The sequence below is a fragment of the Methylomonas montana genome (assembly GCF_030490285.1).
Lineage (GTDB): Bacteria > Pseudomonadota > Gammaproteobacteria > Methylococcales > Methylomonadaceae > Methylomonas > Methylomonas montana.
The window spans coordinates 3,490,005-3,513,748 of sequence record NZ_CP129884.1 but is presented as its reverse complement, the minus strand read 5'-3'; the positions used below and the strand labels follow the sequence as shown (position 1 = coordinate 3,513,748).

Here is a 23,744-nt window from a genome sequence, read left to right as displayed (position 1 = left end):
GGCCATGAATTCCGAACCCGCTAAACAAACGCCCAAGGCCAATGAAGCGCTTGAATATGCCTTACGTACCTTAAGCAGCATCAAGCAAAAATTGGCAGTTTGGCTGGAGCCGGCGCATCTGGAGCAGCTTAGACCGCAATTGCAGTTTCAGGCCGGCATACTGGGCGGTTTTGCGTTATTGGCGGCAATTTTGCTGGGCGTTGCCGATCTGGCCACGCGTGGCGTGATACAGCAGCGCTTGCAGGAAGACTTGCAAGCCAATCTGGAACAGGTGGTGCCGGCGGAGCTTTATGACAACCCATTATTGGAAGATAGTGTGCTGTTACCTTCTGCCGACGCCAATCTGGGCGCCGAGCAAACCGAAGTGTATTTGGCCAAGAAACAAGGCGTGGTCAATGCGGTTTGTTTTAAATTTGTCGCGCCGGACGGGTACGCCGGGCCGATCAGTCTGGTGATGGGTATCGACAGCAAGGGCGAAATCCTGGGCGTGCGGGTGATCGCTCACGTTGAAACGCCGGGCTTGGGCGACAAGATCGAAGTGACCAAATCAAAATGGGTGTTGTCATTTAACGGCAAATCCTTGGACAACCTGACTGTCGAACAATGGGCGGTAAAAAAAGACGGCGGGGTGTTCGATCAGTTTAGTGGGGCAACGATCACGCCGCGTAAAGTGGTGCAGGCGATCAAGCGGGGATTGGAGTTTTATAAACTGCATCAGGCGGAGTTGCTGAGTCCTCGCCAATAATATTTATGTGTCGCTGTCGCGACGGACTTAGTTGAATCGGGTGTTCGCATCCGAAGGCGAGATACTTTTGCTACGAAAACCATCCATGGTTTTCGCCCTCGCGGGCCAGCCTTTTGGCTGTTCAAATTCGTTCCAAACGAATTTGTGCTCCGCCAAAAGAAAGTACCCAAAGAAAAGGCGGCCCGGATGCCGCTTCGATCCTGCGCTCCGTAGCGTTTATCGAGGGTCGGCGGAGGGGCTTCCCAGCCCCTCCGCCGACGCGCCGCTTCCTTGCGGCGCCCCTTCGGGCTGTTCTCGATAAATGCTACGGTGCTCGGCGCGGCATACGGGGTGCAAAACCTCGCTCGATACCAAGTTTGCTGAGTTTTTTGGAGAAACCATCATGAATCTTTCGATTCTGTTTTCAGAGCAATATAGAAAAATCGCCCGCGATGGCCTGTGGGACAACAATGTGGTGCTGACGCAGAACCTGGCCTTGTGTCCGCTGCTGGCTGTCACAGGCACGGCGACTAACGGCTTGGGCATGGGTTTGGCGACCATGGTGGTGATGGTGGCGTCCAACGGTGCTGTTTCGGTAAGCCGGCATCTGATTCCGTCGGAAATTCGCATCCCGATCTTCGTGTTGCTAATTGCCGCGCTGGTCACCTTGGTGGACATTTTTCTGAATGCCTGGATGCATGAACTGCATAAGGTGCTGGGCCTATTTATTCCGCTGATCGTCACCAATTGCGTGATTTTGGGTCGGGCCGAAGCGTTTGCCTCCAAGCAGCCGGTGATGCCGTCGATGTGGGACGGGCTGATGATGGGCGTGGGTTTTACTGCCGCGATGGTGGTGTTGGGGGCGATGCGGGAGATCAGTTCGGCGGGTACTCTATTCGCCAATGCTTCTGTGCTGTTGGGCGAGAGTTTTCGGTTTTTGGAGACGACGCTGATTCCGGAATACAAAGGCTTCTTGTTGATGGCGCTGCCGCCGGGCGGATTTATCATGCTGGGGTTCATGGTGGCCTTGAAACGCCTGTTTGATCGAAAAGCCGCCGTCAAAACGGCCCAGCCTATTATGGTTGATGCGGTTATCGTGGAAGAAGGAGCGTAAGCTATGAATGTGGGTGTATGTTATGCGCAGGCCGATCGGCAAATCTGGTTGCGGTTGGAGGTCCCGGAGGGCAGTACCATCGCCGAGGCTATCGAGTTGTCCGGCGTATTGAAGCAGTATCCTGAGATCGATCTGGAAACCCAAAAAGTGGGGGTTTTCGGTAAATTGGCTAAACTGGATGCGGTGGTCAAGGAAGGCGATAGAGTCGAGATCTATCGTAAAATTACCGCCGATCCGGCTCAGGTGGAACGGCGGCGGGTGGCCTAAGCCATGTATGTTTGCGTCTGCAAAGCGGTCACCGATAGTCAGCTTGATGCGGCTATCGAAAGCGGGTTATGCTCACGCAAACAGTTATTTCAGTGTTTCGGCGTTGGTGGTGATTGCGGCAAGTGCAACCGCGATATCGTCCGGATATTGAATCAAAAAAATGCATGTCGGCTATTACAGGCCGCCAACGATGCGCAGCTAACCCCCAAATCCCAGGAGAATTGACATGCAAGGCGATAAAAAAGTTATCGAATATTTAAACAAAGCGCTGGAAAACGAATTAACTGCGATCAACCAATACTTTCTGCATGCCCGTATGTATAAGAACTGGGGTTTTCAGAAGCTTAACGAAAAGGAATATCACGAGTCGATAGACGAGATGAAACACGCCGATCGCCTGATCGAGCGGATTTTGTTTCTGGAAGGCCTGCCCAATCTGCAAAGCTTGGGACGGCTGATGATAGGTGAGAATCCCAAGGAGATGTTGGAGTGCGACCTTAGATTGGAACATCTGGCCTTGCCGTTGTTGAAGGAGGCTATTGCCTATTGCGAAAGTGTCAACGACTATATATCCAGGGAAGTGCTGGAGCATATTCTGGAGAGCGAAGAAGAACATATCGACTGGTTGGAAACCCAACTGGAATTGATCGAAAAAATCGGCATTCAGAATTATCTGCAATCGCAGATGTAAAGGCGCCAATAGTCATATCGGCCAAGCAGGCGAGGCACGCCTGCTTGGCCTTTTTTGTTTAATCTGTCCAACAAGCCAACATCCCGCTTCGGGAGCGATTTAGTCTTGCCTGGCTGTTCCTCGATCGACAAAGTCCAAAGGCGAATATGCGCCCCGCGGCTAAATTTCTGCTTTTTTCAGCGAGTTATTATGATGAATGCGTTATGCTCAACTTATAAGCTGGGAGCCAAACGCATAGAATCTTGGTAATGGGCTGTTTCTGGTTAAAATGGCCTTTGAATGAATGACAGCGCTTAGTGCGAGTAGCGCAATTGCGATTGTCAGTACATATTTCAAATTCGGAAAAATGTTGAATGGAATTTATGCCGCAGAGTGCCTTTACGCTGGAATCATTGCTGGAAACTCATGACCTGCCGTTGGTCATTATCGACGCCAATTTGCGCGTCGTTGCGGTGAATCGTGCCTGGGAAATGGGATTTGGCGCGACCAGGCAAAGCCGAATCGGCCAAGCTTGCTGCAGCGACAACAGCGATTGCCGTCATCGGCGACTGTTTCAAACCCTCGAAGCCTACGCAGGCGTCGTTGCCGACACCACAGTGGTCAATGCCCAGCGCTTGCTGAATGTGCGCGGTTTTCCATTGTTGGATGCAGATGCCACCTTATATCTAGGCGAGGTGGTCACTGTGTCGAACAGGTCGGTGGTTGCCGACGATGGGCCGGGTATGGTGGGTAAGTCGGCAACATTTAGCGAATTTAAAAACCGCTTGCAGCAGGCAGCGGAAACCCAAGCGCCGGTGATGTTGCTGGGCGAGACCGGGACTGGTAAAGAACTTGCCGCCGAGTTTGTGCATAGGCATTCGAAGCGGGAGAGTGGCAATTTTGTGATTGTCGATTGCACCATCCTGGGCGAAGAACTGTTCGAAAGCGAATTATTTGGCCATGAAAAAGGTGCATTTACCGGTGCGACATCGGCTAAAAAAGGCTTGTTTGAGTTGGCGGATAACGGCACCTTGTTTTTTGACGAGATTGGCGATTTGCCGCTTTCGCAACAGCCGAAACTGCTGCGAGCCCTGGAGAACGGCCAGTTCCGGCGCGTAGGCGGGACGACGATGCAAAAGGCGAAAGTCAGGGTGCTCTGCGCCACGCATCGGAATTTGGCTGATATGGTCAAGTCTGGCCATTTTCGTGAAGACTTGTTTTACCGGCTGTCGGTGTTTCCGGTCGAGGTACCGCCATTACGGCAGCGCCGGCAGGATTTGCCGCTGTTGATCGACCATTTTCTCAGCCAACTCGGTGACAGCGCGGCTTGTTCTTATGAGATTACGCAGGAGGCTTTAATCAAACTGATCCAGTATGCCTGGCCTGGCAATATCCGCGAGCTGAGAAATTGTCTGCAACTCGCCGCGGGATTGTGCAAGGATAAAAATATTCAGGAAGCTGATATTCATTTCATGCAGCGCCAAGGGTGGACACAAGCCGCCGATACCAGCCTAGCGAATGAAACGCCGCATCCCGCTATTAGTAGTCTGGCGCAATTCGAGGCGGAATTTATTAGCAGCCTGATTAGCAAATATCAAGGTAATCGCAAATTAATCGCCGCGGAAATGAATATCAGCGAAAGAACGCTTTACCGAAAACTTAATCGGCTCAATCTGAGCTAGGCGGCGTACAAAGATGATGGAATCCAATTTGGTAAACTGGACGCTCGACAACATTGGCAGCCGGCAACGCAACGGTTTTATGCCGCCGCGCGACATGCGCGAGACTATCGCCCAAATCAAAGCCTTGCCGCCCCTGCCGGGCAGTGCGCTACGCATATTGAATCTGATCGCCGATCCTCACGCCGATGCAGGTAAGTTGGCGGAAATTATCGAACTCGATCCTTTGTTGACGGCGCAAATCATCAGGTGGGCCAGCTCGGCGCTTTACGGTTATCGCGGACATATCACCACGGTACACGATGCGATTACCCGAGTATTAGGTTTCGATTTTGTGCTGGATTTGGCACTGGGCTTGGCAGTATTGGCGCCCCTTAAATCACCGAAGGAAGGCCAGATTGGTACCCGGATGTTCTGGACTCATGCCTTGGCCAGCACCAGACTGATGGCGCAACTGGCCGCGGCGATGCCGGAGGCCGTTCGACCCGAACCGCAGGCTTTGTTTTTAGCCGGTCTGATGCACAACATCGGTTTTCCGTTGTTGGGGCATCGTTTCCCGGATGAATTTAACTATTTAAGCGAATTGATAATAGCCAATCCCAGCCTGGCCATATTTAATCTGGAGACCTTTGCTTTCGGACTGAATCATGCCGAAATCGGTACTTGGCTGATGAATGTCTGGTCGATGCCGCGCACCATTACCGATATTGTCTATCACCACCACAACCCCTGTTATCGGGGCGAAAATCACCAACTCAATCTGCTGACCTTTTATAGCGATTGTTTGTTGGGCCGATTAGGCGTCGGTGACGCGGTTAATCAGCTTTGTCCCGGCGAAGTGCCGGAATTGCTGGGTTTGGATGAAGCCGTTTGTCTGGAGATTCTCGATAGCCAGAACGACGACTTGGTGAAAATTCAAGCAATGGCCGAACAACTGACCGATTAGCGATCGGGGGGCATTCCAGGCTGCGCTAGTCGCGCAATACCGCATTGCGGCGGTCGGATTGTTTCAGAATGCCGCCCAGTATCCACATTTGATACATTGAAACGGTCCACATAAAGGCGAAGGATACGCCCAGGCCGGCGCCGGCGATGATCACCAGCCAGGCAAAGTGCGGATTGAGCTTGGTCAGCCACCAGGAGGCAATGTCGATCAGCAAAAACAGATAGGGCATCACGATGGCCGGATATTTGTATTTGCACGGCACGTCGGTGCTGAAACTGAAGATGATGCCGACGAACATGAATATAAAGCTGATGCCGAACAAATGGATATGTGATAAGCGGGTCAGGGACTGAAACGTCGCGCCCTCACTGGATTCGGAGACTTTTTTCAGGTTTTCGAACTTGGAGAAATCCGGTAACGGGCTGGCGCCGGCGTTGTGGCAGGTCACGCAATTCCGATCGATCACCGGTTTAATATTGCTTCGATATTCCGCTTCCGAAGCGCCGTCGCGCACCCATTGCACGATTTTGAAGCGTTCCTGTTCCGGCGCGTTGAATTTCATCGAGCCGTTTAATTTCGATTCCAATACCGATCCCGAGCGGTCGCCATAATAACTGTACACCACGTCGTCCAGAGATAAGCCGAATTTACCGTCGGCCATGCCGTGGGTGAACAGGATTTGGATCAATGCCATCAAATAGCCGGCGGCGATAGTGACCAGATAACCGGTAAACAGCAACTTGATCGAAGTCCCGAAACTGATCAGATTAGCGCCCTTGTAGGCATATTTAGCAGGTATGTTGCAATCGCTCGACATAATCAATCCAATGGCTTAAACAAAAAAAGCTCAGCTCGGCGGGACGGTGAGCTGCCCGCCGGCTATCGTCACAGAGCCTCAATTTCTGATGTTTTGATAATAAAAACCCAATTCTTCGATTTCCTGATCGGTCAGGCTTTCGGCGATCAAGCGCATCCGGCTGTAGATGTCGTTACGGCGCGCGCCGCTTTTAAAGGCTTTCAAGCTGGCCGAGGTATAGGCCGCATTTTGACCCGACAAGGCCGGCATATCCATTTCTTGTCCTTTGCCCGAACTGCCATGGCAGACTTCGCAGGGCGGTAACACCCGTTCGTTATTGCCGTTTTTGACCAGATTTTCCGCCTGCTCGTAAACCATCGGGCTACGGGATTGAAAAGCAGGTGCTTGCGAACCGAACCAGGCGGCCAAATCCGCATTGTCCTGTTTGCTAAATCCCTTTGCGATACTGCCCATCATCGGATCCTGGCGATCGCCGTTGGCGTAGTCCTGCAACTGCTTGTAGAGGTAAGTCGGCAATTGCCCAGCCAGGGACGGATAAGTAGGCGAAACGCTGATGCCTTTGTCGCCATGGCAGGCGGCGCAAGTTTTGGCCAGTTCCTGGCCTTTCTGCGGATTACCTGTTTTGACGAAATCCAGTTGATCGGCGCTCCAGGCCACTTGGGAAGACGGTTGGCCGAACACGACGCTTGGCAGTAACAAAGCTGCGCTTAGAATGATATTTTTCATGATCAGACCCCCCATCTGCATGAGCCAAAGGTTTCCATCAAGAAGAATTGCAGGATCGGGTAACCGAAGGCAATCAACATGAATACGGCGATGACGATGTTCCACAGACTAAAGCTGTTCAAATAGTTGGGCAAATCCTTGACCGGATGAATCGGTTCGGCATATTCGACCTCGCCTTGGTAGCTTTCGTTGCCAACCTGGGTTTTGTAGAGGTTGTAAATCAGCAATCCGGAAGAGTAGATCAGGATCGCGCCGCCGAATATCATCGTCGCTTCGTAGGGCTCCCAGGACAGAGTCAGCAGGTTGTTGTAATTGACGCTATCGATCCGGCGCGGTTGGCCCAGCAAACCCAGGACATGCCAGGGCGTGGTCAGGAAGATCATGCCGACGAACCAGGTCCACAACTGGGTGATCGCCATCGATGGACAATGCAGCGGCTTGCCGGTCAACACCGGCCAGAAGTAATAGGCGATGCCGAAATACATGATGATGGTGGTGCCGCCGAAGATCAGATGAAAATGGCCGGACACCCAAGCGGTGTTATGAACCATAGCGTTCATCGCGTAGCTGGCATTGATCAGGCCGCCGAAGCCGCCGAAGATCAGCATCAACAGGCCCAGAATGATCGCCAGCACCATCGGATTGGTCCAGGGCAGCGCCGCGATCCAGCCGAACAGGCCCTTGCCGCCGTTCAAGCGGCCGGCGATTTCCAACGAAGCGATCACGGTAAAGCCGGTGATGAAGGTTGGCAGGGTTACGACGAAGGTGCCGACCGCATGTAGCAGTTTCCAGCCGTGGCCTTGTTCAGGGTCCATGTACAGATGATGAAAACCGATCGGCAGGCTGAATACCACCAGCAGGATGAACGCGGCCCGGGCCATTTCGTCACTGAACACAAAGCCGCCGGCCTGTTTCGGCACCAGGGTGTAAAAAGCGGTATAGGTCGGGATCAGCCAGAAATAGACGATGGGATGCAAGGTCCAGGCAAACAGCGTGCGCGCCAAGCCGGCATCAATCGTGTCTATCCAGCCCAAGGCCCAAGGAATCAATTGAAACAGGACTTCCACCGCGACGCCAACGCTGGTCCACAGCCACAAGATAGCGTTGGCGGTGGTCGCGAACATCGCCAGCGGCACCGGCAAGCCGGGGTTGGCCTTCTTCCATTGCAGGTACATGACGATCATCGACACGCACCAGAACCAGGAGCCCACTACCAGCAAGGTGGCGCCGATATAAAAAATCGGATGCGCCATCAGCGGCGGATAGAAGGTATACAGTACCGATGCCCGGCCGATCAGCAACGGTAACGCCGCCAATACCACGCCGGTCAGCGCCACGCCGAAGCCGGTCCAGGCGAAGGTTTTATTCCACACCGGCAGCTTTAAGCTGCTGGTGGCGACGTAATAGCCAAAACCCATGATAAAGAAGAAGGTCAGCACGAAGCCCATCAACACCCCATGGGTACTGACCGAGGCGTAATAGACCTCGCGCGATTCCAGGAAACCGAAAAAGCCGCTACGTTCGATGACCTGATACAAACCCATCACCGAGGCCAGCGCGAAAGCGCCGAATGCGACCCATAGATGGGTTAGCGCCAATTTTTTCTCGACTGCGTTATCCATGATTCGCTCCCCCGTTGTTATTGAGCGCTTCCCACTGCGTTTTGTTGACGACCTTGATATTGGTCCACATATGCGCATGGCCCATGCCGCAATATTCGTTGCATAGCAGTGGATAGTCGCCGATATGGTGCAGTTCGGTTTTGACCTGCGCTACGTAACCGGGCACGATCATCGTACTCATATTGGTCATCGGAATGTGTACGCCGTGAATCACGTCCAGGCTGACCCAGCGAAAGGTGATATGAGTATCCGAGGGCAAGGTCAGGATTTTGGGATAAAAGCCGTAGCGGCCTGCCACCATGCGCACCGTGACGCTGCCGTCGGGATTGCGTTGGGGGCCGAGATTGTCTTCGGCAAATTCCTGCGACAAATGCAGGCGAGCCGAGTCTATGGTCTCCACGTTACTGGGCGCATGAATGCCGTGAAACAAGGCGGAAGCCAGGATGACGACAACAAAAAGGCCGGCAATTCCCAGGGAAATGCCGGCCCATTTTTTTTCCAATCGATCGATATGCATGGCAGCCTCCTAACCGATATGGCCGCGGGGCAAAAACACCCCGTAGTACATCAGCAGCCAGGCGATTACCATGCCCCCGCCGACGATCAGCATCAATGCCCAGGTGCCGACCGGCGAGCTCTCCAGAATTTTTTTGCGTTCTTCTTCGCTGAGATTGTTCATATCCTGCCTTCCTACATGTTGTTATTGGTATTGGGTTGGTGATAATCGGCATGAACGGTGCTGGCTGTGTCACTCTTGGTCATAACTGTGGCCATTTCATTGCTGAGCGCAATCATAACCCTAAGATTTAAGTTATCCAAAGTAATAGTTGAATGTTTTTATGGGCTTGTGAGATGTTTTTATTAAGGTTTTCTAACATTGCTTGGCGAACCAGGAAACCAGCAAAACCGGCAACATTTTTAAGTACTTGAAGGGGCTTATCGGCAGGTCTAAATCCGGCAAGGCATGGATTCTGAGGGTATAATGCCCGGTTTTTCCAGATCATCGGGTAGTCAAAGCCGTGGACATCAACACCTATATGCAGCAGCTCGGCCAACAGGCCAGACAGGCCGGCCGGGAAATCAGCAAAGCCGACAGTGGTCGGAAAAACGACGCCTTATTGAAAATTGCCGAAGCCATTGCCGCTGGTAGTACGGAATTGGCCGTCGAAAACCGTAAGGATTTACAGGCCGGCCAGGATAGCGGCATGGATTCGGCATCACTGGACCGCTTGGAACTGACGCCGGCCCGCATCGAGGCGATGATCGAAGGTCTGAAACAAGTGGCGGCTTTGCCCGATCCGGTCGGCGAAATCAGCAATCTCAGCTACCGACCCAGCGGCATCCAAGTTGGTCAGATGCGGGTGCCTTTGGGCGTGATCGGCATCATTTACGAATCGCGGCCTAATGTCACTGTCGATGCGGCTGCGCTGTGTCTGAAGGCCGGCAATGCCTGCATCCTGCGCGGCGGATCGGAGTCTATCCATTCCAATCGGGCGATTGCCGCCTGTATTGCCAAGGGCCTGGCCAAGGCCGGCTTGCCGCAACAGGCGGTGCAGGTGGTGGAAACCACCGACAGGGCGGCGGTCGGTAAGCTGATCACGATGAAAGAGTTCGTCGATGTGATAGTGCCGCGCGGCGGCAAGAGCTTGATCGAGCGCATCAGTGCCGAAGCGACGATTCCGGTGATCAAGCATCTGGACGGCATCTGTCATGTCTATATCGACGGCAAGGCCGACCTGGACAAGGCGGTGGCGATCGCGATGAATGCCAAGACCCACCGTTACGGTGTTTGCAACGCGATGGAAACCTTGTTGGTGGCGGAAAGTATCGCCGCGAAGGTGCTGCCGATATTGGCGGAGCAATATGCCGCAAAAGGCGTGGAACTGCGCGGTTGTCTGAAAACCTGCTCGTTGATTCCGAATGCGGTGCGGGCGACCGAAGAAGACTGGCATACCGAATATCTGGCGCCGATCTTGGCTATCAAGATCGTCGCCGATATGGACGAGGCGATTGTCCATATCAATCAGTACAGCTCGGCGCATACCGAAGCCATTGTCACCGAGGATTACAGCTTGGCGCGGCGCTTCCTGCGCGAGGTGGATTCCAGCTCGGTGATGGTCAATGCTTCCACCCGTTTTGCCGATGGCTTTGAATACGGCCTGGGCGCGGAAATCGGCATCAGCACCGACAAGCTGCACGCCCGCGGGCCGGTTGGTTTGCATGGTTTGACCTCATTGAAATTCATCGTGTTGGGCGATGGCCATATTCGCCAATAATGATCGGTATTTACGGCGGCACCTTCAATCCGGTTCATTACGGCCATTTGCGTACCGCCTTGGAAGTTAAGGAGCTGTTTGAGCTGGAGCAGCTGCGTTTGATTCCTTGCCGCTTGCCACCGCATCGCGACGAACCGGAGGTGCCCGCCGAAATCCGCTTGCAAATGCTGGAAGCGGCTGTCGCCGATACACCAGGGTTTAGCGTGGACCGCCGCGAATTGGATAGGGCAGGGCCGTCTTACATGGTGGAAACGTTGCAATCCTTGCGCGAAGAGTTGGGCAGGGAAGTGTCCTTATTGCTATTTATCGGCGCCGATGCCTTCGCCGGCTTGGCAGGCTGGTACCAATGGCAGCATTTGTTCGATTATGCGCATGTCGTGGTGATGACCCGGCCGGGCTTTTCCGGTCAAGCATTGCCGGAATTTTTACAACAACGTTGCGCTCGCACTGGCGAGCAATTGCGCCGTCAAGCTGCCGGTTATTTATATTTCCAGGAAGTCACCGCGTTAGCGATCTCGGCAACCGAGATCAGGCAACTGCTGGCGGTTGGCCACAACCCACAATTTTTATTGCCCGACTCTGTCATCGCTTTGATTCGTCGGTATCAACTTTATCAAGCACCTATTCATTACACAGGAAATTGAATGCAAACCGAAGCATTACTGAAATTAGTCGAGACCGAACTCGACGAACGCAAAGGCCAAAACATTAAGACTATCGATGTGCGCGGCAAAACCAGCATCACCGACTACATGGTCATCGCGACCGGTACTTCCTCGCGTCATGCCAAGTCGCTTTGCGATTATGTCGTTGAGAAAGCCAAGGAGCATGGTCATCAGCCTTTGGGCTTGGAGGGTGATCAAAGTTGCGACTGGATTTTGTTGGATTTGGGCGACGTGATTTTGCATGTGATGACCGGTCAGGCGCGGGAGCTTTATCAGCTGGAAAAACTTTGGTCGGTGGCTGGCGACAAGACCCACGGCTGATTGGCGATGGTTTGAATTGTAGATTCTTCCTCAAGAAAAACCGCAACCAGTCGATGACTTAGGCAACTGGGAGGAGGAGCGATGAACGCGTTTAACTATTTGTGCCTATCGGCTTTATTGTTGATTTTAAGCGGGTGTGCCGCAGTTGGCGGTAACAGCGCTGAGACCTACCCGGCCGGTAAAACTTTGCGCGCCAGCGGTTACAGTCGTTTCGACGACAGCGGCAATCTGGCCGTCAATCAGCGTTGGCTACAGGCGCAACAGGCCGCTAAGCTCGATGCCTATCGGGACTTGGCGGATTTGCTCTACCGAGAACCCCTGGGTAATCAAGCCACCGTTGGCACGCAGGTGATGCGCAACGAGATCTACCGGGTTTATTTGGATACTTACCTGCGCGAGGCCCGTGCTACCGATTATCGTGCGGTCAAGGACAGCCTGAAAACCACGCTGGAATTACATTTAAGCCCGCGTTTTTATCGATGCATGGCCGGCGATACTGCGGTGGTGGGGCAATGTTTGCAGGAAGACAATAAGTTGGCATTCACTCGGCTGGGATATAAGCCGGCGACGGTGACGTCCGCTAACTTGGCCTGCGGTTCTCGCGATTGCAGCGACCAATTTTACGTGCAAGGTTTTTCCAAGCAGCCCCATGTCGTTAACGATGTGTTGCTGGACCTTGGCATGTATGACGTGGAATGGACCGCCAACACGGCGGTACGTTTAATATTCAATCATCTATTGATCAATGGGTTTTTGAATGTGCTTTAAAGGTGTTCTGTTTGGAATATTGGTCGTGTTGCTGGTGGGCTGTAGTCATCCTGGCAACGGCAATAGGCGCAGCGGTGACGTCGATGCCTCGGTGTCGGGCCAACAAGTTAGCGTTCAAGGTGCGGCCCCGTTAGCTCAAGGCGGTATCGAAGACGTCCGCCGGGCAGCCATTGACGACGCAGTCAACAATGCTTCATTACAACTCAAGCGCAACAATGCTGCGGCGATGCTGATCAGCGACATTAAAGTCGTCGATGAATGGCAGGATGCTAACCTCTATCATGTACAGGTATTGGCGGTGCTGTCGGACAAACAACGTTGCGCCTCGCCGTATCGCAAAAAAATCGTCGCCACCGGTTTTCCGATCATGAATACCGAGCAGGTCAGTGGCACCGAAAGTCAGGATCTGTTCAGCGGGATTCCTAGAGAAATCAACAACCGCTTGATGGAAACCGGGGATTTTATCGGGCGTAACCTGACCAATACCATATTGTACAGACGGCCGGACATGGCACCGGAGATACAGCCGGAAGACGGCCCTGGAAACGCCGCGTTGCTGCGCATCGCCAGCATGCATAATGCCCAATTCGTGCTATCGGGAGTGATCCGGGATTTTCGGGTGGAGTCTGCCGAATATGTGCGCGGCAGCGGTATATTGGCCGAGTTGAAATCGATGGCGCGGGATTATATCGCTCGGCGTAGCATTGGTATCGATGTCTTTGTTCACGACGGTTTTAGCGGAGCTTTGCTATTTCAGCATCGCTATACCGATTCGATCATCGGCGACGTCACCTTGCCGACCGGTTATACCGTGGGCAGCGACCGATTTAACGCGACGCCGGCCGGCCATAAAATCGGCGAAATTATTCAGCAAGCCAGCGAGGACATTCACCGGCTGTTCGGTTGCTATCCGTTCGCGGTGCGGGTGGTTCAGGCCAGCAGCAATCGCGTCGTGATTGCCGCCGGCGCCCAAGACAAGATCAAGATGGGTGACAAATTGATGGTATATTCCGCTGGCGTCGGCGGGCAGGCGGGAGCAGGTTTGGGCGAGCCCGTGGGCATTTTGACGATTACTGATGTTAGCGCGACCTCGGCGGCCGGCAGCCTTGATTCGAGTGCGCACGTTGGCATAGTGCGGCCTGGCGATTGGGCCAAAAGTTTTCCTACCCCCTGAACGCTAGTCGTTTTTCAGCAAGCGTTCTATGCCCCTGCTGATCGCCGACGGCGATACTATCGGCGCGTAGCGCTTGTAGACCTTGCCATCCCGGCCCACCAGAAATTTGTTGAAATTCCATTTGATACTCTGGCTGCCTAACAAACCAGGCGCGGCGGCTTTCAGATAGTTGAAAAGCGGGTGAGCATGCTTGCCGTTCACCTCGATTTTTTCAAACATGGGAAAGCTCACGCTGAAATTCAGTTCGCAAAACTCGGCAATGGTTTGGCTGTCACCGGGTTCCTGGCTGCCGAACTGATTACAGGGAAACCCCAGTATTTCCAAGCCTCGGCTCTTATACGTTTGATACAAGGCTTCCAATTCCCGGTACTGCGGGGTAAATCCGCATTGACTGGCAGTGTTAACGATTAACAGCACTTTGCCACGATAATTTTCCAATGCGACCGTTTCGCCGGCAATACTGTTGGCTGAGAATTGGTAAATAGAGTTCATACAGGTGAAAATCCGGTTATAGGGTGATATTGGGAAGTCAATCGAAGCTATCCAAGATATATCGCTCGCGACCTTCAACTTTCGGTCTTGCCGGCCGGAGTCTTACCAAAACAGACGCGAAACCACTGAGGGAAAACTCTCCGGATTAGCTTGTCGGCCATCCGGAGTTTGTCATAGACATTGGGTAGCGTTGCGACGCGTATGACTGGTCTGACTATGCGGCGTATTCTGTCAAGCGTTGTTGCAGTTTTGCCTGCACCAAGCCTTCGTAGTGACGTTTCAAGGCGGAATCGGTCGGTTTAGGGGGCAGTTCCGCTTCAATCTCGCTGCGCAGTTGGCTCAGAACATGTCGCTTCAGTGTCGAGTCTTCCGGAATGCGCTCCTTTTCCGCAATCGGCGCTTTTACTTCGGCTTGCGGCTGGGGTGATACGGTTTCTGTAGCGGTGTTAGTGTTAGGTACGGCGACTTGGTGCATGGTGTCATAATGCCTGCGCAGCACGGAATCGGTCGGATAAGGGTTACTGATATGATCTTTTTCGGCTTGCAAGGCGGCGAGGTGATGCCGGCTGAGGACTGAATCTTCTGGAATTTTGTCTGTTTCAATTTTGGCTGGAATCGGGCTTGCGGACTTGACGGCAACGGGCTGTGCCGGGGCTGGTTTAGGCGCTAGGCTCGATTCAGATACTGAAGCGGGTTTAGTGGTATCCACGGACTTGGCAGTCTGTTCGCTCGTTGTGGTAACGGGGTTTGTTTTGGGTTGTGGATTATTGACTGCAGACGATGCTGGTTGATGGGTTGTTGTCGGGATTTTGCCGGTTGTCTTGTTCTTGTTTTTGATTACCCAAACGACTGAACCGATGGCTAACACTGCGGCAACGAATATTAAGATTTCTAACATGACCTGTCCCCCTGGAATAAAATTATTGACCCGACTGGCATTGCCAATCGGTTTTTTTGTGGCTACCCTGAATTTCCACCTGGCGGATAGCGCTTTGTTATCGACTGTCAGCGAGCACAGCACGGCCGATGGTAGCGACTCAAATAAGCAGCGCTTTATATCATAAATCCTCGAAACAGATGACACCAAGCCTTTGGAGCGTGGTTTAACTGTATGCACGGTAAAACTTGGCAAAGCCAATATCAGCCGACATTGAAATCTTCATCAATTCTTAATCTGTTCCTAATCAAGAATTAAATAATGCGCTCTACACTAATTAGCAACTGAATTACTTTTCCAGAGAAGGCGTTTTTTATGTTCAGAGTGACAGGTTTAGTTGCAATTGGTTTGTTGTGTTCGCCTTTGGCCTACGCTGATGGGCACGGTCACGGGCATGGACATCACGGTCATCATCATGGGCATCACCATGACCATTATGTTGAAGTTGAACGGGTCTATTATCCCGAGCGCGTAGTTCATTACGCGCCGGCACCGCAGCCAGCGCCGCGCTATCAAAGTTACGATCAGCGTTCGACTCAAGGTTTGGTCGGCGGCGCTTTAGGCAGCATGGCGGGTTACGAAATGAGCAAAGGCGATCCACTCGGTGCGGGTATCGGCGCGGCAGCGGGCGCTTGGATTGGCAACGGCATCAGCAGATAAACGAAACAGTATTGTCGTAGGCGGCGCCATCGATTTGGCTTTGACATGTCTCATGGAACATCGGAGGGTCGGATGAGAGCAAAAAATGCTAAAAAATATCAGCAAGAACAATACAGTAGAGTCGAAAAACTATTGAATGTATTGCTTTTGGTGTCTGTGGTTTATTACAGCTATTACGTTTTATCGGTCACCCAAATTGGGGTGTAGATATAAAAAACGCTGAGGTTAAGCTAGTCCTTTGCCGATAAATCAGTATAAGGTTTGCGCTGTTCGGTGCGAGGCGCGCCAATAACATGTTGGCCGGTACGGTAAACATTCCGAATCGATTCGAATAACTCGCCGCAGCGCAATACGCGGCTCTATGGTTTCTCCATGGTCTTGATGAACGCATCCGCTTCATTGATCGATTTTTCCATCTCCACCACCAAAGCCGATACGTCCGATTTGACCGAATCCAATTGACCTTTTAGCGCGGCAATCGCTTGGGCGTTCAGGTTGTGTTTCAAATACAGCACTTGATCTCGGAATACACTCAGCACAGGCTCGATTTTAGCCTCAGCCTTGCGCATCGCGGCTAGCAATTGCTGATAGTGAGCCTTGGTCGCGGTCAATTTTTGTTGGCTGGTTCGGCGCAACGAGGCGTTGCTGTATTGGCCCAGCTCGGTTTCCCATTCGCTGAATAGCGCGTTGGAAACGTCCTCGATATCGGCGATGCGTTTATTCACTTCCTCCGCCTTTTTGACGCTGGCTTCGTACTCACCGTTTAGTTTGTTATAGGTGGCTTCCAGATCGCCGCCCTTGAAATTGGTCAATACGGTGAATTGCTCCAATGCCGACTTGAACTGCTGCTTGGTTTCTTCCTGGGTGTCGCGGGCTTTTTCCACGCGATGCACCATCACCTCGCGCTTGGGGATGCCAATTTTCTCCAAGCCGCTGTAGTACACGGTGGAGCAGGCTGATAAGCCGAATGACAGCGATAGTGCCAATGCCAGTTGTGTTGCGCGTTTCATAAAAGCTCCCAAGCTTAATTTATTGTTTTCGAAGAAAATTGAGTTTTTCTTTGATCTTGGCTTCCAAGCCGCGCTCGACCGGAAAATAGTAGTGGCGGCCCTTTAGCGGCTCCGGGAAATAGTTTTCGCCGGCTGCATAGGCGTTCGCCTCGTCGTGGGCGTAGCGGTACTCGGCGCCGTGGCCCAGTTCCTTCATCAGTTTGGTCGGCGCATTGCGCAGATGGACAGGCACTTCCAGCGAACCACTGTTGCGGGCGTCGTTCATCGCCGCCTTGTAAGCGACATAGACCGCATTGCTTTTCGGTGCGCAGGCCAGATAGACCACCGCCTGGGCCAGCGATAATTCGCCTTCCGGGCTGCCCAGCCGTTCGTAGGCATGCGCCGCGTTCAGCGCCAGTTCCAGGCCGCGCGGATCGGCGTTGCCGATGTCTTCCGATGCCATCCGAATCACCCGGCGGGCGATATACAAAGGGTCGCAGCCGCCGTCCAGCATCCGGGCAAACCAGTACAACGCCGCGTCGGGATCGGTGCCGCGCACCGATTTATGCAAGGCCGAGATCTGGTCGTAAAAAATATCGCCGCCCTTGTCGAAGCGGTTGGCGTGGCCTTGCAAGACTTCGTTGATAACTTCCGGGTTGACGGTTTCCCGGCCGTCGACGGTCTCGGCCAGATCGGCGGCAATCTGCAAGATGTTCAGGCAGCGGCGGGCGTCGCCGTCGGCGGCTTTGGCGATCAGTTGCAGGGTATCGTCGTCTACGCTGAGCTGGCGTTGACCCAGGCCGCGTTGCGGGTCATGCAGCGCTTGTTTCAATAGATTCGTCAATGCTTCGGCGTCCAGACTGCGCAGTACGTAAACCCGCAACCGGGACAACAGCGCATTATTCAATTCGAACGACGGATTTTCGGTGGTAGCGCCGAACAGGATGATGGTGCCGTTTTCGATCGGCGCCAACAGCGAATCTTGCTGGCTTTTTGAAAAACGGTGGATTTCGTCGATGAACACCACGGTATTCAGATTGCGAGTCAGTTTGACATCTTCGGCTTCGGCGACCGCGGCGCGGATTTCTTTGACACCGGCCATCACCGCCGACAATTCGATGAAATGGCAGTGGGCGCTGCTGGCTATGATTTTGGCCAGCGTGGTCTTGCCGACGCCGGGCGGTCCCCAGAAAACCAACGAGTGCGGCACACCCTGGTCGATGGCGGCTCTGAGCGATTTACCTTTCGCCAACAGATGCTGTTGGCCGATAAAATCATCCAGTGTGGCCGGACGCATCCTGGCGGCTAGCGGCGCATGCACTTGGGTCTCTAAGGTGGCGTTTTTGTTCATTTTCTAGGCGGTTGGGTAAAACAGATAGGCAATATCGGCTTTTTTCATTAGAATTGCCGACCATTTTAGTGATTCTGACGCCGATTGACATGGATTTAAAATTCTTAGATTTTGAACAGCCTATTGCCGAACTGCAAGCCAAGATAGAAGAGCTGCGCAAGGTCGAGCTTGATAATAATTTCGATATTTCCGAAACCTTGAAGTTGCTGGAGCAGAAATGCGAAAGCCTGACCGAGAGTATCTTTTCGGATTTATCCGATTGGCAGATTTCGCAACTCTCCAGACATCCGGGCCGTCCGTATACGCTGGATTATATCGATCTGATTTTTACCGAATTTCATGAGCTGCACGGCGACCGGGCTTATGCCGACGACCCGGCGATAGTCTGTGGCCTGGCGCGTCTGGAAGGTCGGCCAGTGGTGGTAATCGGTCATCAAAAAGGCCGAGACACCAAGGAAAAGATCTATCGCAATTTCGGCATGCCGCGTCCGGAGGGCTATCGTAAAGCGCTGCGAGTGATGAAACTGGCCGAACGCTTTAATTTACCTATCATCTGTCTGATCGACACCCCCGGCGCATATCCCGGTATCGGCGCCGAGGAGCGCGGACAAAGCGAGGCGATTGCCCGCAATTTGTTCGAAATGTCCAAATTAAGAACACCGATCATCTGCACCGTAATCGGCGAGGGCGGTTCCGGCGGCGCGCTGGCAATTGGCGTCGGCGATCGCTTGTTGATGTTGGAGTACAGCACCTATGCGGTGATTTCGCCGGAAGGCTGTGCGTCGATCTTGTGGAAAAGCGCCGACAAGGCCCAATTGGCGGCGGAAGCGATGGGGATTACCTCGGACCGGGTGCGCGAACAGGGATTCTTGGACGAAGTGATTCGTGAGCCAGTGGGCGGCGGTCATCGCAATTTCGAGAAAATTGCCGGGAATTTGCAGGAGGCGTTACTGAGACATCTTGATGAGCTCAGTAACGAGGCGCAAAACTTGGATCAGCTGTTGGAAAAACGCTATCAACGTATCATGCGCTTTGGTTCGTATATCGAAGAGCCCGTTAAATAAACTTAAGCTAATTTTTGTTCGATAAAGGCCGATTTCACTCGGCCTTTTTTGTGGGTAAAACATGCCTGTACTCAGTTATAAAGCCATCGCTTCGCTGTTGCCGGAATCTGCCGGCAAAATCTACGTGGCCTACAGCGGCGGCATCGACTCGCATGTCATGCTGCATTTGTGCGCCACGCAGCCGACGCTCAAAAGCAAAATCGTCGCGGTCTACGTCAACCATGGTTTGCAAACAGTCGCAGCCGCTTGGGGCGAACATTGTCGTCGGCAAGCCGAGCGCTTGGGTGTTGATTTTCAACTGTTAATAGTCGATGCCCGTGCCGAAAACGGTCAAAGCCCGGAGGCCGCGGCGCGCGAGGCTCGTTATCAGGCGTTGCGGAATTTGCTGACGGTCGGCGATGTATTGTTATTGGCCCAGCACCGCGAGGATCAGATGGAAACGCTGTTGCTGCAATTGTTTCGGGGTGCCGGCGTGGCAGGGTTGGCAGGGATGCCGGTCGCCGCCGAGTTTGGTCTGGGGCGAATGTTGCGGCCTTTGCTAAATGTGGCCAAACAGGACATAGCGCAATATGCGCAAACCCATCGTTTGCAATGGGTTGAAGACCCTACTAATCAAAGCAGTGATTTCGATCGCAACTATCTGCGCAATCAAATCCTGCCATTATTGAAACAACGCTGGCCGTCCCTGGACAAAACCGTGGCCCGTTCGGCAGCGCATTGCGGCGATGCGACCCGGATGATCGACGACTGGACTGAACAAACCTTACAAACTATTTTCGATCCGGCGGATGGCAGTCTGTCGATAAGTGATTTACCGATCATGTCGGCCGCGCAGCGCAATGGTTTGTTACGGCGATGGCTAAGCCGGATGGGCTTGAAGCCGCCTAGCCAAGCAGTGTTGCAAACCTTGGTCGATCAATTGATCGACGGCCGGGACGATGCGCAGCCGCAGCTTTATATTCAAGGCTGTTACATCAAGAAGTACCGGCAAAAATTGTTTTGTATAGCCGCCGAGCATTTGCGCAAGCAGGCGCAGCCCATAGTCTGGCCGCGGCAGGATAAGAGCGTGGCACTGAGTAATGGCTATGTATTGAGTAAAGTGGTCTCTTCGTCCGGCATCGCCAAATCGTTATGGGATATTTCGGAAGTGGTCGTGGCTGCGCGGCAGGGCGGCGAAAAATTGAAGTTGCCGGGGCGGATAGGGCATCATTGTTTGAAAAAACTCTATCAAGAAGCGGCTGTTCCGCCTTGGGAAAGAGATGCCCGGCCGCTGATTTATCTAGGCGAGCGCTTGGCGGCGGTGGCCGGCTTATGGGTGGCTGAATGGGCTTGGTGCGATGCATTGGATGATTGTTATCGCGTGGATTGGCGTGCGCCCGAAAGCGTGTGATGATAAGCGGCAAATTGTGTTGGGAGGAGTCATGATGATGTTTCCGGATATACTTCAGGCGGCAATAGTGGGCATGATGATCGCGATACCGGCCATCTTGATCTACAAGAAAGCCGGTCTGAATCCGGCCTGGGCTGCGCTGGTGTTTTTACCTATCTTTGGTTTGTTGATTGTTTTTATGCAATTGGCCTTGCAAGCTTGGCCGCATGCTAAAAAGGAGCGCTGATCATGGAACTGTATTTTATTTTACTACCGGTCTATGTGTTGTTTTGCTTGTGGCTGGGTTATCGAATTTTGGAAAAGGCCGGATTCGATGGGCGTTGGACGCTAGTATTGTTAGTGCCGGTCGTCAATATCATCATGATCTGGGTGTTCGCCTTCAGCTCTTGGCCCAATTTGCGATCGGGTGCCGAGCAGGATTTATAAGCTCAAAAAAGTAGGCGTTTTAGCGATTGGGGCGGGGCAAGCTCAAGCGTATTCCCGGCGGCAACGCGAGGTAGTTGCTGGTTGTGTCGAATTAAAAAGGCAATTTCAAACCAAAACTGATAAAATTTGCGCCTTTTTCGACCCCTTGCTATTCGCTGAACAGGGCGCAAAACGTTCATGACAAAATTCATCTTTATCACCGGCGGTGTGGTTTCATCCTTGGGAAAAGGGATAGCCGCTTCGTCCCTGGCGGCGATTCTTGAAGATCGCGGCTTGAAAGTCACTCTCACCAAGCTCGATCCATATATCAACGTCGATCCAGGCACCATGAGCCCGTTTCAACATGGCGAAGTATTCGTCACCGAGGACGGCGCGGAAACCGATCTGGACTTGGGCCATTACGAGCGGTTTTTGAAAACGACGATGGCCAAGAAAAACAACTTCACCACCGGCCAGGTCTACGAGCAAGTATTGCGCAACGAGCGCAAGGGCGAGTACCTTGGCGCGACGGTGCAGGTGATTCCGCACATTACCGACGAAATCAAGCGCCGGGTGTATGCCAGCGCCGAAGGCACCGACGTGGCCTTGATCGAGGTCGGCGGCACGGTGGGCGACATCGAGTCGCTACCCTTCCTGGAATCCATCCGCCAAATGGGCGTTGAACTGGGCCGCGACCGCGCGGTGTTCATCCATCTGACACTGGTGCCCTACATCAAATCGGCCGGCGAGATCAAAACCAAACCGACCCAACATTCGGTAAAAGAACTGCGCACCATCGGTATCCAGCCGGATATTCTGATCTGCCGTTCCGAGCAGCCGATTCCGGCCAGCGAGCGTCGCAAGATCGCACTGTTTACCAATGTCAACGAAAAAGCGGTGATTTCCGCGATCGACGCCGATACGATTTACCGTATCCCGCTGCTGCTGCGCGAACAAGGTTTGGACGATCTGGTCGTCGACCAATTACGTCTCGATGTGCCGCCTGCCGATTTAACGGCCTGGGAAAAAGTCGTCGACGGTCTGACTCATCCGACCGATGAGGTGGAAATCGCTATTGTCGGCAAATATGTCGATCATACCGATGCTTATAAATCGCTGAACGAAGCCTTGATTCACGCCGGTATTCATACCCGCCACAAAGTCATCATCAAATACATCGACTCGGAAACCATCGAAGCCGAAGGTACCGCGCAATTGAAGGATGTCGATGCGATTCTGGTGCCGGGCGGTTTCGGCGAGCGTGGCGTGGAAGGCAAGATCTCTACGGTGCGCTTTGCTCGCGAAAACAAAATTCCTTATCTGGGCATTTGCCTGGGCATGCAGTCGGCGGTGATCGAATTCGCCCGCGACGTGGTCGGCCTGGAAGGCGCGCACAGTACGGAGTTTTTGCCGAACAGTCCGCATCCGGTGATCGGTTTAATTACCGAGTGGATGGACGAGGCCGGACAATTGAATGTACGCGACGAAGATTCGGATATCGGCGGCACCATGCGCTTGGGTGCGCAAAAATGCAGCCTTAAAGCCGATTCGCTGGCTTTCGAGTTGTATCAAAAAGACGTGATTACCGAACGCCATCGCCATCGTTACGAATTCAACAATCAATATCTCAAACAACTGGAAGAAGCCGGTATGCGCTTCTCAGGCAAATCGCTGGACGGTCGCTTGGTGGAGATTATCGAGTTGCCGGATCATCCCTGGTTCCTGGCGTGCCAGTTCCACCCTGAATTCACCTCGACGCCGCGCAACGGCCATCGCTTGTTTTCCGGTTTCGTCGAAGCGGCCGCCAAACACAAATGCTCTCAAGAGCACAAAAAACAAGGTTAAGCATGAAATTATGTAATTTCGAAGTGGGCCTGGATCAGCCGTTTTTCCTGATCGCCGGTACCTGTGTGATTGAAAGCGAGCAAATGACGCTGGATACCGCTGGTAAATTGAAGGAAATCGCCGACGAATTGAATATCCCTTTCATCTACAAATCGTCGTTCGACAAGGCTAATCGGTCGTCATTGGGCAGCTTTCGCGGCCCCGGTCTGGAAAAAGGCCTGCAGATTCTGGAAAAGGTCAAACAGCAGTTGAACGTGCCGGTGTTGACCGACGTCCACGAAGACACGCCGTTGGCGGAAGTCGCGGCCGTGGTCGATGTGCTGCAAACCCCAGCTTTCCTATGTCGGCAAACCAATTTCATTCAAAGCGTCGCCGCCTTGGGCAAACCGGTCAATATCAAAAAGGGCCAGTTTTTAGCGCCTTGGGACATGGCCAATGTCGCCGCCAAGGCCAAGGCTACCGGCAATCAACAGATCATGGTTTGCGAGCGCGGCGTGTCGTTTGGTTATAATAATTTGGTTTCGGACATGCGGTCTTTGGCTGTGATGCGCGATACCGGTTGTCCGGTGGTGTTCGACGCCACCCATTCCGTGCAGTTGCCGGGCGGGCAAGGCAATGTCTCTGGTGGCCAGCGCGAGCATGTGCCGGTATTGGCTCGGGCAGCGGTAGCGGTTGGCATTTCAGGGATTTTCATGGAATCGCATCCCAAGCCGGAAGAAGCGCTCAGCGACGGCCCCAATTCCTGGCCGCTGCACCGCATGAAAGAATTATTAGAAACGTTAGTAACAATAGACCGGGCTGTTAAATCCAGCAGCCTGATTGAAACCACACTATAGGGCAAG

Annotated in this window: 29 protein-coding genes; 19 read left to right on the top strand and 10 right to left on the bottom strand. The window is 53.2% G+C overall.

What is annotated here, in order from left to right:
- The first annotated feature begins 4 nt into the window (after positions 1-4).
- From rsxG to QZJ86_RS16190, 7 genes are all read left to right on the top strand, one after another.
- Positions 5-745: an electron transport complex subunit RsxG gene (gene rsxG / locus QZJ86_RS16220; RefSeq protein WP_301671515.1), complete on the top strand. Its 741-nt coding sequence runs from the start codon at positions 5-7 to the stop codon at positions 743-745.
- A gap of 382 nt (positions 746-1,127) precedes the next feature.
- The gene (locus QZJ86_RS16215; protein WP_301671514.1) at positions 1,128-1,838 is read left to right on the top strand and encodes an electron transport complex subunit E; all 711 of its coding nucleotides are present in this window, start codon (positions 1,128-1,130) and stop codon (positions 1,836-1,838) included.
- Between the two features lie 3 nt (positions 1,839-1,841).
- Entirely contained in the window at positions 1,842-2,105 is a 264-nt protein-coding gene (locus tag QZJ86_RS16210) for an RnfH family protein (RefSeq protein WP_301671513.1), read from the top strand.
- 3 nt (positions 2,106-2,108) lie between these two features.
- The gene (locus QZJ86_RS16205; protein ID WP_301671512.1) at positions 2,109-2,330 is read left to right on the top strand and encodes a (2Fe-2S)-binding protein; all 222 of its coding nucleotides are present in this window, start codon (positions 2,109-2,111) and stop codon (positions 2,328-2,330) included.
- A gap of 1 nt (position 2,331) precedes the next feature.
- Positions 2,332-2,796 (top strand): bacterioferritin, encoded by a 465-nt coding sequence (gene bfr, locus QZJ86_RS16200; protein ID WP_301671511.1) that lies wholly within the window; start codon positions 2,332-2,334, stop codon positions 2,794-2,796.
- Positions 2,797-3,149: 353 nt separating this feature from the next.
- On the top strand, positions 3,150-4,457 hold the full coding sequence (locus QZJ86_RS16195; protein WP_301671509.1) for a sigma-54 interaction domain-containing protein: 1,308 nt from the start codon (positions 3,150-3,152) through the stop codon (positions 4,455-4,457).
- 13 nt (positions 4,458-4,470) lie between these two features.
- Positions 4,471-5,400, top strand: coding sequence for an HDOD domain-containing protein (locus QZJ86_RS16190; protein ID WP_301671508.1), 930 nt, complete (start codon positions 4,471-4,473; stop codon positions 5,398-5,400).
- A 25-nt stretch (positions 5,401-5,425) separates the two neighbouring features.
- On the opposite strand, the gene QZJ86_RS16185 is transcribed toward QZJ86_RS16190, so the two are convergent.
- The 6 genes from QZJ86_RS16185 to QZJ86_RS16160 form a co-directional block, all read right to left on the bottom strand.
- Complete coding sequence (locus QZJ86_RS16185) at positions 5,426-6,217, bottom strand: elongation factor-1 alpha (RefSeq protein WP_301671507.1); 792 nt, start codon at positions 6,215-6,217, stop codon at positions 5,426-5,428.
- Between the two features lie 78 nt (positions 6,218-6,295).
- Positions 6,296-6,943: a c-type cytochrome gene (locus QZJ86_RS16180; protein WP_301671506.1), complete on the bottom strand. Its 648-nt coding sequence runs from the start codon at positions 6,941-6,943 to the stop codon at positions 6,296-6,298.
- 2 nt (positions 6,944-6,945) lie between these two features.
- A complete protein-coding gene (locus QZJ86_RS16175; protein WP_301671505.1) occupies positions 6,946-8,565 on the bottom strand; it encodes a b(o/a)3-type cytochrome-c oxidase subunit 1 in 1,620 nt (539 codons plus the stop codon).
- Positions 8,558-9,082: a cupredoxin domain-containing protein gene (locus QZJ86_RS16170; RefSeq protein WP_301671504.1), complete on the bottom strand. Its 525-nt coding sequence runs from the start codon at positions 9,080-9,082 to the stop codon at positions 8,558-8,560. Before QZJ86_RS16170 ends, QZJ86_RS16175 begins: the two co-directional genes overlap by 8 nt.
- A gap of 9 nt (positions 9,083-9,091) precedes the next feature.
- Positions 9,092-9,244: a hypothetical protein gene (locus QZJ86_RS16165; RefSeq protein WP_301671503.1), complete on the bottom strand. Its 153-nt coding sequence runs from the start codon at positions 9,242-9,244 to the stop codon at positions 9,092-9,094.
- A gap of 127 nt (positions 9,245-9,371) precedes the next feature.
- Positions 9,372-9,569 (bottom strand): hypothetical protein, encoded by a 198-nt coding sequence (locus tag QZJ86_RS16160; protein WP_301671502.1) that lies wholly within the window; start codon positions 9,567-9,569, stop codon positions 9,372-9,374.
- 33 nt (positions 9,570-9,602) lie between these two features.
- Between QZJ86_RS16160 and QZJ86_RS16155 the strand changes: the two genes are divergently transcribed.
- The 5 genes from QZJ86_RS16155 (at position 9,603) to QZJ86_RS16135 (ending at position 13,769) form a co-directional block, all read left to right on the top strand.
- Positions 9,603-10,841, top strand: a complete 1,239-nt coding sequence (locus QZJ86_RS16155; RefSeq protein ID WP_301939008.1) for a glutamate-5-semialdehyde dehydrogenase — start codon at positions 9,603-9,605, stop codon at positions 10,839-10,841.
- Positions 10,841-11,485 carry a nicotinate-nucleotide adenylyltransferase gene (gene nadD, locus QZJ86_RS16150; protein WP_301671501.1) on the top strand — a complete coding sequence of 215 codons (645 nt, stop codon included), beginning with the start codon at positions 10,841-10,843 and terminating at the stop codon, positions 11,483-11,485. The genes QZJ86_RS16155 and nadD overlap by 1 nt, the downstream gene beginning before the upstream one ends.
- On the top strand, positions 11,486-11,827 hold the full coding sequence (gene rsfS, locus QZJ86_RS16145) for a ribosome silencing factor (protein ID WP_301671500.1): 342 nt from the start codon (positions 11,486-11,488) through the stop codon (positions 11,825-11,827).
- An 81-nt stretch (positions 11,828-11,908) separates the two neighbouring features.
- Positions 11,909-12,595: a hypothetical protein gene (locus tag QZJ86_RS16140; RefSeq protein ID WP_301671499.1), complete on the top strand. Its 687-nt coding sequence runs from the start codon at positions 11,909-11,911 to the stop codon at positions 12,593-12,595.
- Positions 12,585-13,769 carry a flagella assembly protein FlgT middle domain-containing protein gene (locus QZJ86_RS16135; RefSeq protein ID WP_301671498.1) on the top strand — a complete coding sequence of 395 codons (1,185 nt, stop codon included), beginning with the start codon at positions 12,585-12,587 and terminating at the stop codon, positions 13,767-13,769. Before QZJ86_RS16140 ends, QZJ86_RS16135 begins: the two co-directional genes overlap by 11 nt.
- Positions 13,770-13,772: 3 nt before the next feature.
- Here the strand turns inward: QZJ86_RS16135 and QZJ86_RS16130 are convergent, their stop codons facing one another.
- Both QZJ86_RS16130 and QZJ86_RS16125 read right to left on the bottom strand, forming a co-directional pair.
- Positions 13,773-14,261 (bottom strand): glutathione peroxidase, encoded by a 489-nt coding sequence (locus tag QZJ86_RS16130; RefSeq protein ID WP_301671497.1) that lies wholly within the window; start codon positions 14,259-14,261, stop codon positions 13,773-13,775.
- A gap of 214 nt (positions 14,262-14,475) precedes the next feature.
- Positions 14,476-15,159, bottom strand: coding sequence for a hypothetical protein (locus QZJ86_RS16125; RefSeq protein WP_301671496.1), 684 nt, complete (start codon positions 15,157-15,159; stop codon positions 14,476-14,478).
- 354 nt (positions 15,160-15,513) lie between these two features.
- Here QZJ86_RS16125 and QZJ86_RS16120 point away from each other — a divergent pair, with 354 nt between their 5' ends.
- Positions 15,514-15,858: a hypothetical protein gene (locus QZJ86_RS16120; protein ID WP_301671495.1), complete on the top strand. Its 345-nt coding sequence runs from the start codon at positions 15,514-15,516 to the stop codon at positions 15,856-15,858.
- A 359-nt stretch (positions 15,859-16,217) separates the two neighbouring features.
- Here the strand turns inward: QZJ86_RS16120 and QZJ86_RS16115 are convergent, their stop codons facing one another.
- The gene (locus QZJ86_RS16115) at positions 16,218-16,868 is read right to left on the bottom strand and encodes a DUF2959 domain-containing protein (protein WP_301671494.1); all 651 of its coding nucleotides are present in this window, start codon (positions 16,866-16,868) and stop codon (positions 16,218-16,220) included.
- 19 nt (positions 16,869-16,887) lie between these two features.
- Entirely contained in the window at positions 16,888-18,198 is a 1,311-nt protein-coding gene (locus QZJ86_RS16110) for a replication-associated recombination protein A (RefSeq protein WP_301671493.1), read from the bottom strand.
- An 89-nt stretch (positions 18,199-18,287) separates the two neighbouring features.
- Between QZJ86_RS16110 and accA the strand changes: the two genes are divergently transcribed.
- From accA to kdsA, 6 genes are all read left to right on the top strand, one after another.
- Positions 18,288-19,262, top strand: coding sequence for an acetyl-CoA carboxylase carboxyl transferase subunit alpha (gene accA / locus QZJ86_RS16105; protein ID WP_301671492.1), 975 nt, complete (start codon positions 18,288-18,290; stop codon positions 19,260-19,262).
- Positions 19,263-19,323: 61 nt separating this feature from the next.
- Positions 19,324-20,652, top strand: a complete 1,329-nt coding sequence (gene tilS / locus QZJ86_RS16100) for a tRNA lysidine(34) synthetase TilS (RefSeq protein WP_301671491.1) — start codon at positions 19,324-19,326, stop codon at positions 20,650-20,652.
- Complete coding sequence (locus QZJ86_RS16095) at positions 20,609-20,878, top strand: hypothetical protein (protein WP_320415828.1); 270 nt, start codon at positions 20,609-20,611, stop codon at positions 20,876-20,878. The genes tilS and QZJ86_RS16095 overlap by 44 nt, the downstream gene beginning before the upstream one ends.
- Positions 20,879-20,880: 2 nt before the next feature.
- Positions 20,881-21,078 carry a hypothetical protein gene (locus tag QZJ86_RS16090; protein WP_301671490.1) on the top strand — a complete coding sequence of 66 codons (198 nt, stop codon included), beginning with the start codon at positions 20,881-20,883 and terminating at the stop codon, positions 21,076-21,078.
- Between the two features lie 177 nt (positions 21,079-21,255).
- Positions 21,256-22,902 (top strand): CTP synthase, encoded by a 1,647-nt coding sequence (locus QZJ86_RS16085; protein WP_301671489.1) that lies wholly within the window; start codon positions 21,256-21,258, stop codon positions 22,900-22,902.
- A 2-nt stretch (positions 22,903-22,904) separates the two neighbouring features.
- Positions 22,905-23,738 (top strand): 3-deoxy-8-phosphooctulonate synthase, encoded by an 834-nt coding sequence (gene kdsA / locus QZJ86_RS16080; RefSeq protein ID WP_301671488.1) that lies wholly within the window; start codon positions 22,905-22,907, stop codon positions 23,736-23,738.
- Positions 23,739-23,744: the final 6 nt, after the last annotated feature.

Bases quoted from the DNA above. Each gene is read 5' to 3' on its own strand.
- rsxG (WP_301671515.1), top strand. From the start codon at position 5: ATGAATTCCGAACCCGCTAAACAAACGCCCAAGGCCAATGAAGCGCTT.
- QZJ86_RS16215 (WP_301671514.1), top strand. From the start codon at position 1,128: ATGAATCTTTCGATTCTGTTTTCAGAGCAATATAGAAAAATCGCCCGC.
- QZJ86_RS16210 (WP_301671513.1), top strand. From the start codon at position 1,842: ATGAATGTGGGTGTATGTTATGCGCAGGCCGATCGGCAAATCTGGTTG.
- QZJ86_RS16205 (WP_301671512.1), top strand. From the start codon at position 2,109: ATGTATGTTTGCGTCTGCAAAGCGGTCACCGATAGTCAGCTTGATGCG.
- bfr (WP_301671511.1), top strand. From the start codon at position 2,332: ATGCAAGGCGATAAAAAAGTTATCGAATATTTAAACAAAGCGCTGGAA.
- QZJ86_RS16195 (WP_301671509.1), top strand. From the start codon at position 3,150: ATGGAATTTATGCCGCAGAGTGCCTTTACGCTGGAATCATTGCTGGAA.
- QZJ86_RS16190 (WP_301671508.1), top strand. From the start codon at position 4,471: ATGATGGAATCCAATTTGGTAAACTGGACGCTCGACAACATTGGCAGC.
- QZJ86_RS16185 (WP_301671507.1), bottom strand. From the start codon at position 6,217: ATGTCGAGCGATTGCAACATACCTGCTAAATATGCCTACAAGGGCGCT.
- QZJ86_RS16180 (WP_301671506.1), bottom strand. From the start codon at position 6,943: ATGAAAAATATCATTCTAAGCGCAGCTTTGTTACTGCCAAGCGTCGTG.
- QZJ86_RS16175 (WP_301671505.1), bottom strand. From the start codon at position 8,565: ATGGATAACGCAGTCGAGAAAAAATTGGCGCTAACCCATCTATGGGTC.
- QZJ86_RS16170 (WP_301671504.1), bottom strand. From the start codon at position 9,082: ATGCATATCGATCGATTGGAAAAAAAATGGGCCGGCATTTCCCTGGGA.
- QZJ86_RS16165 (WP_301671503.1), bottom strand. From the start codon at position 9,244: ATGAACAATCTCAGCGAAGAAGAACGCAAAAAAATTCTGGAGAGCTCG.
- QZJ86_RS16160 (WP_301671502.1), bottom strand. From the start codon at position 9,569: ATGATCTGGAAAAACCGGGCATTATACCCTCAGAATCCATGCCTTGCC.
- QZJ86_RS16155 (WP_301939008.1), top strand. From the start codon at position 9,603: ATGCAGCAGCTCGGCCAACAGGCCAGACAGGCCGGCCGGGAAATCAGC.
- nadD (WP_301671501.1), top strand. From the start codon at position 10,841: ATGATCGGTATTTACGGCGGCACCTTCAATCCGGTTCATTACGGCCAT.
- rsfS (WP_301671500.1), top strand. From the start codon at position 11,486: ATGCAAACCGAAGCATTACTGAAATTAGTCGAGACCGAACTCGACGAA.
- QZJ86_RS16140 (WP_301671499.1), top strand. From the start codon at position 11,909: ATGAACGCGTTTAACTATTTGTGCCTATCGGCTTTATTGTTGATTTTA.
- QZJ86_RS16135 (WP_301671498.1), top strand. From the start codon at position 12,585: ATGTGCTTTAAAGGTGTTCTGTTTGGAATATTGGTCGTGTTGCTGGTG.
- QZJ86_RS16130 (WP_301671497.1), bottom strand. From the start codon at position 14,261: ATGAACTCTATTTACCAATTCTCAGCCAACAGTATTGCCGGCGAAACG.
- QZJ86_RS16125 (WP_301671496.1), bottom strand. From the start codon at position 15,159: ATGTTAGAAATCTTAATATTCGTTGCCGCAGTGTTAGCCATCGGTTCA.
- QZJ86_RS16120 (WP_301671495.1), top strand. From the start codon at position 15,514: ATGTTCAGAGTGACAGGTTTAGTTGCAATTGGTTTGTTGTGTTCGCCT.
- QZJ86_RS16115 (WP_301671494.1), bottom strand. From the start codon at position 16,868: ATGAAACGCGCAACACAACTGGCATTGGCACTATCGCTGTCATTCGGC.
- QZJ86_RS16110 (WP_301671493.1), bottom strand. From the start codon at position 18,198: ATGAACAAAAACGCCACCTTAGAGACCCAAGTGCATGCGCCGCTAGCC.
- accA (WP_301671492.1), top strand. From the start codon at position 18,288: ATGGATTTAAAATTCTTAGATTTTGAACAGCCTATTGCCGAACTGCAA.
- tilS (WP_301671491.1), top strand. From the start codon at position 19,324: ATGCCTGTACTCAGTTATAAAGCCATCGCTTCGCTGTTGCCGGAATCT.
- QZJ86_RS16095 (WP_320415828.1), top strand. From the start codon at position 20,609: ATGATTGTTATCGCGTGGATTGGCGTGCGCCCGAAAGCGTGTGATGAT.
- QZJ86_RS16090 (WP_301671490.1), top strand. From the start codon at position 20,881: ATGGAACTGTATTTTATTTTACTACCGGTCTATGTGTTGTTTTGCTTG.
- QZJ86_RS16085 (WP_301671489.1), top strand. From the start codon at position 21,256: ATGACAAAATTCATCTTTATCACCGGCGGTGTGGTTTCATCCTTGGGA.
- kdsA (WP_301671488.1), top strand. From the start codon at position 22,905: ATGAAATTATGTAATTTCGAAGTGGGCCTGGATCAGCCGTTTTTCCTG.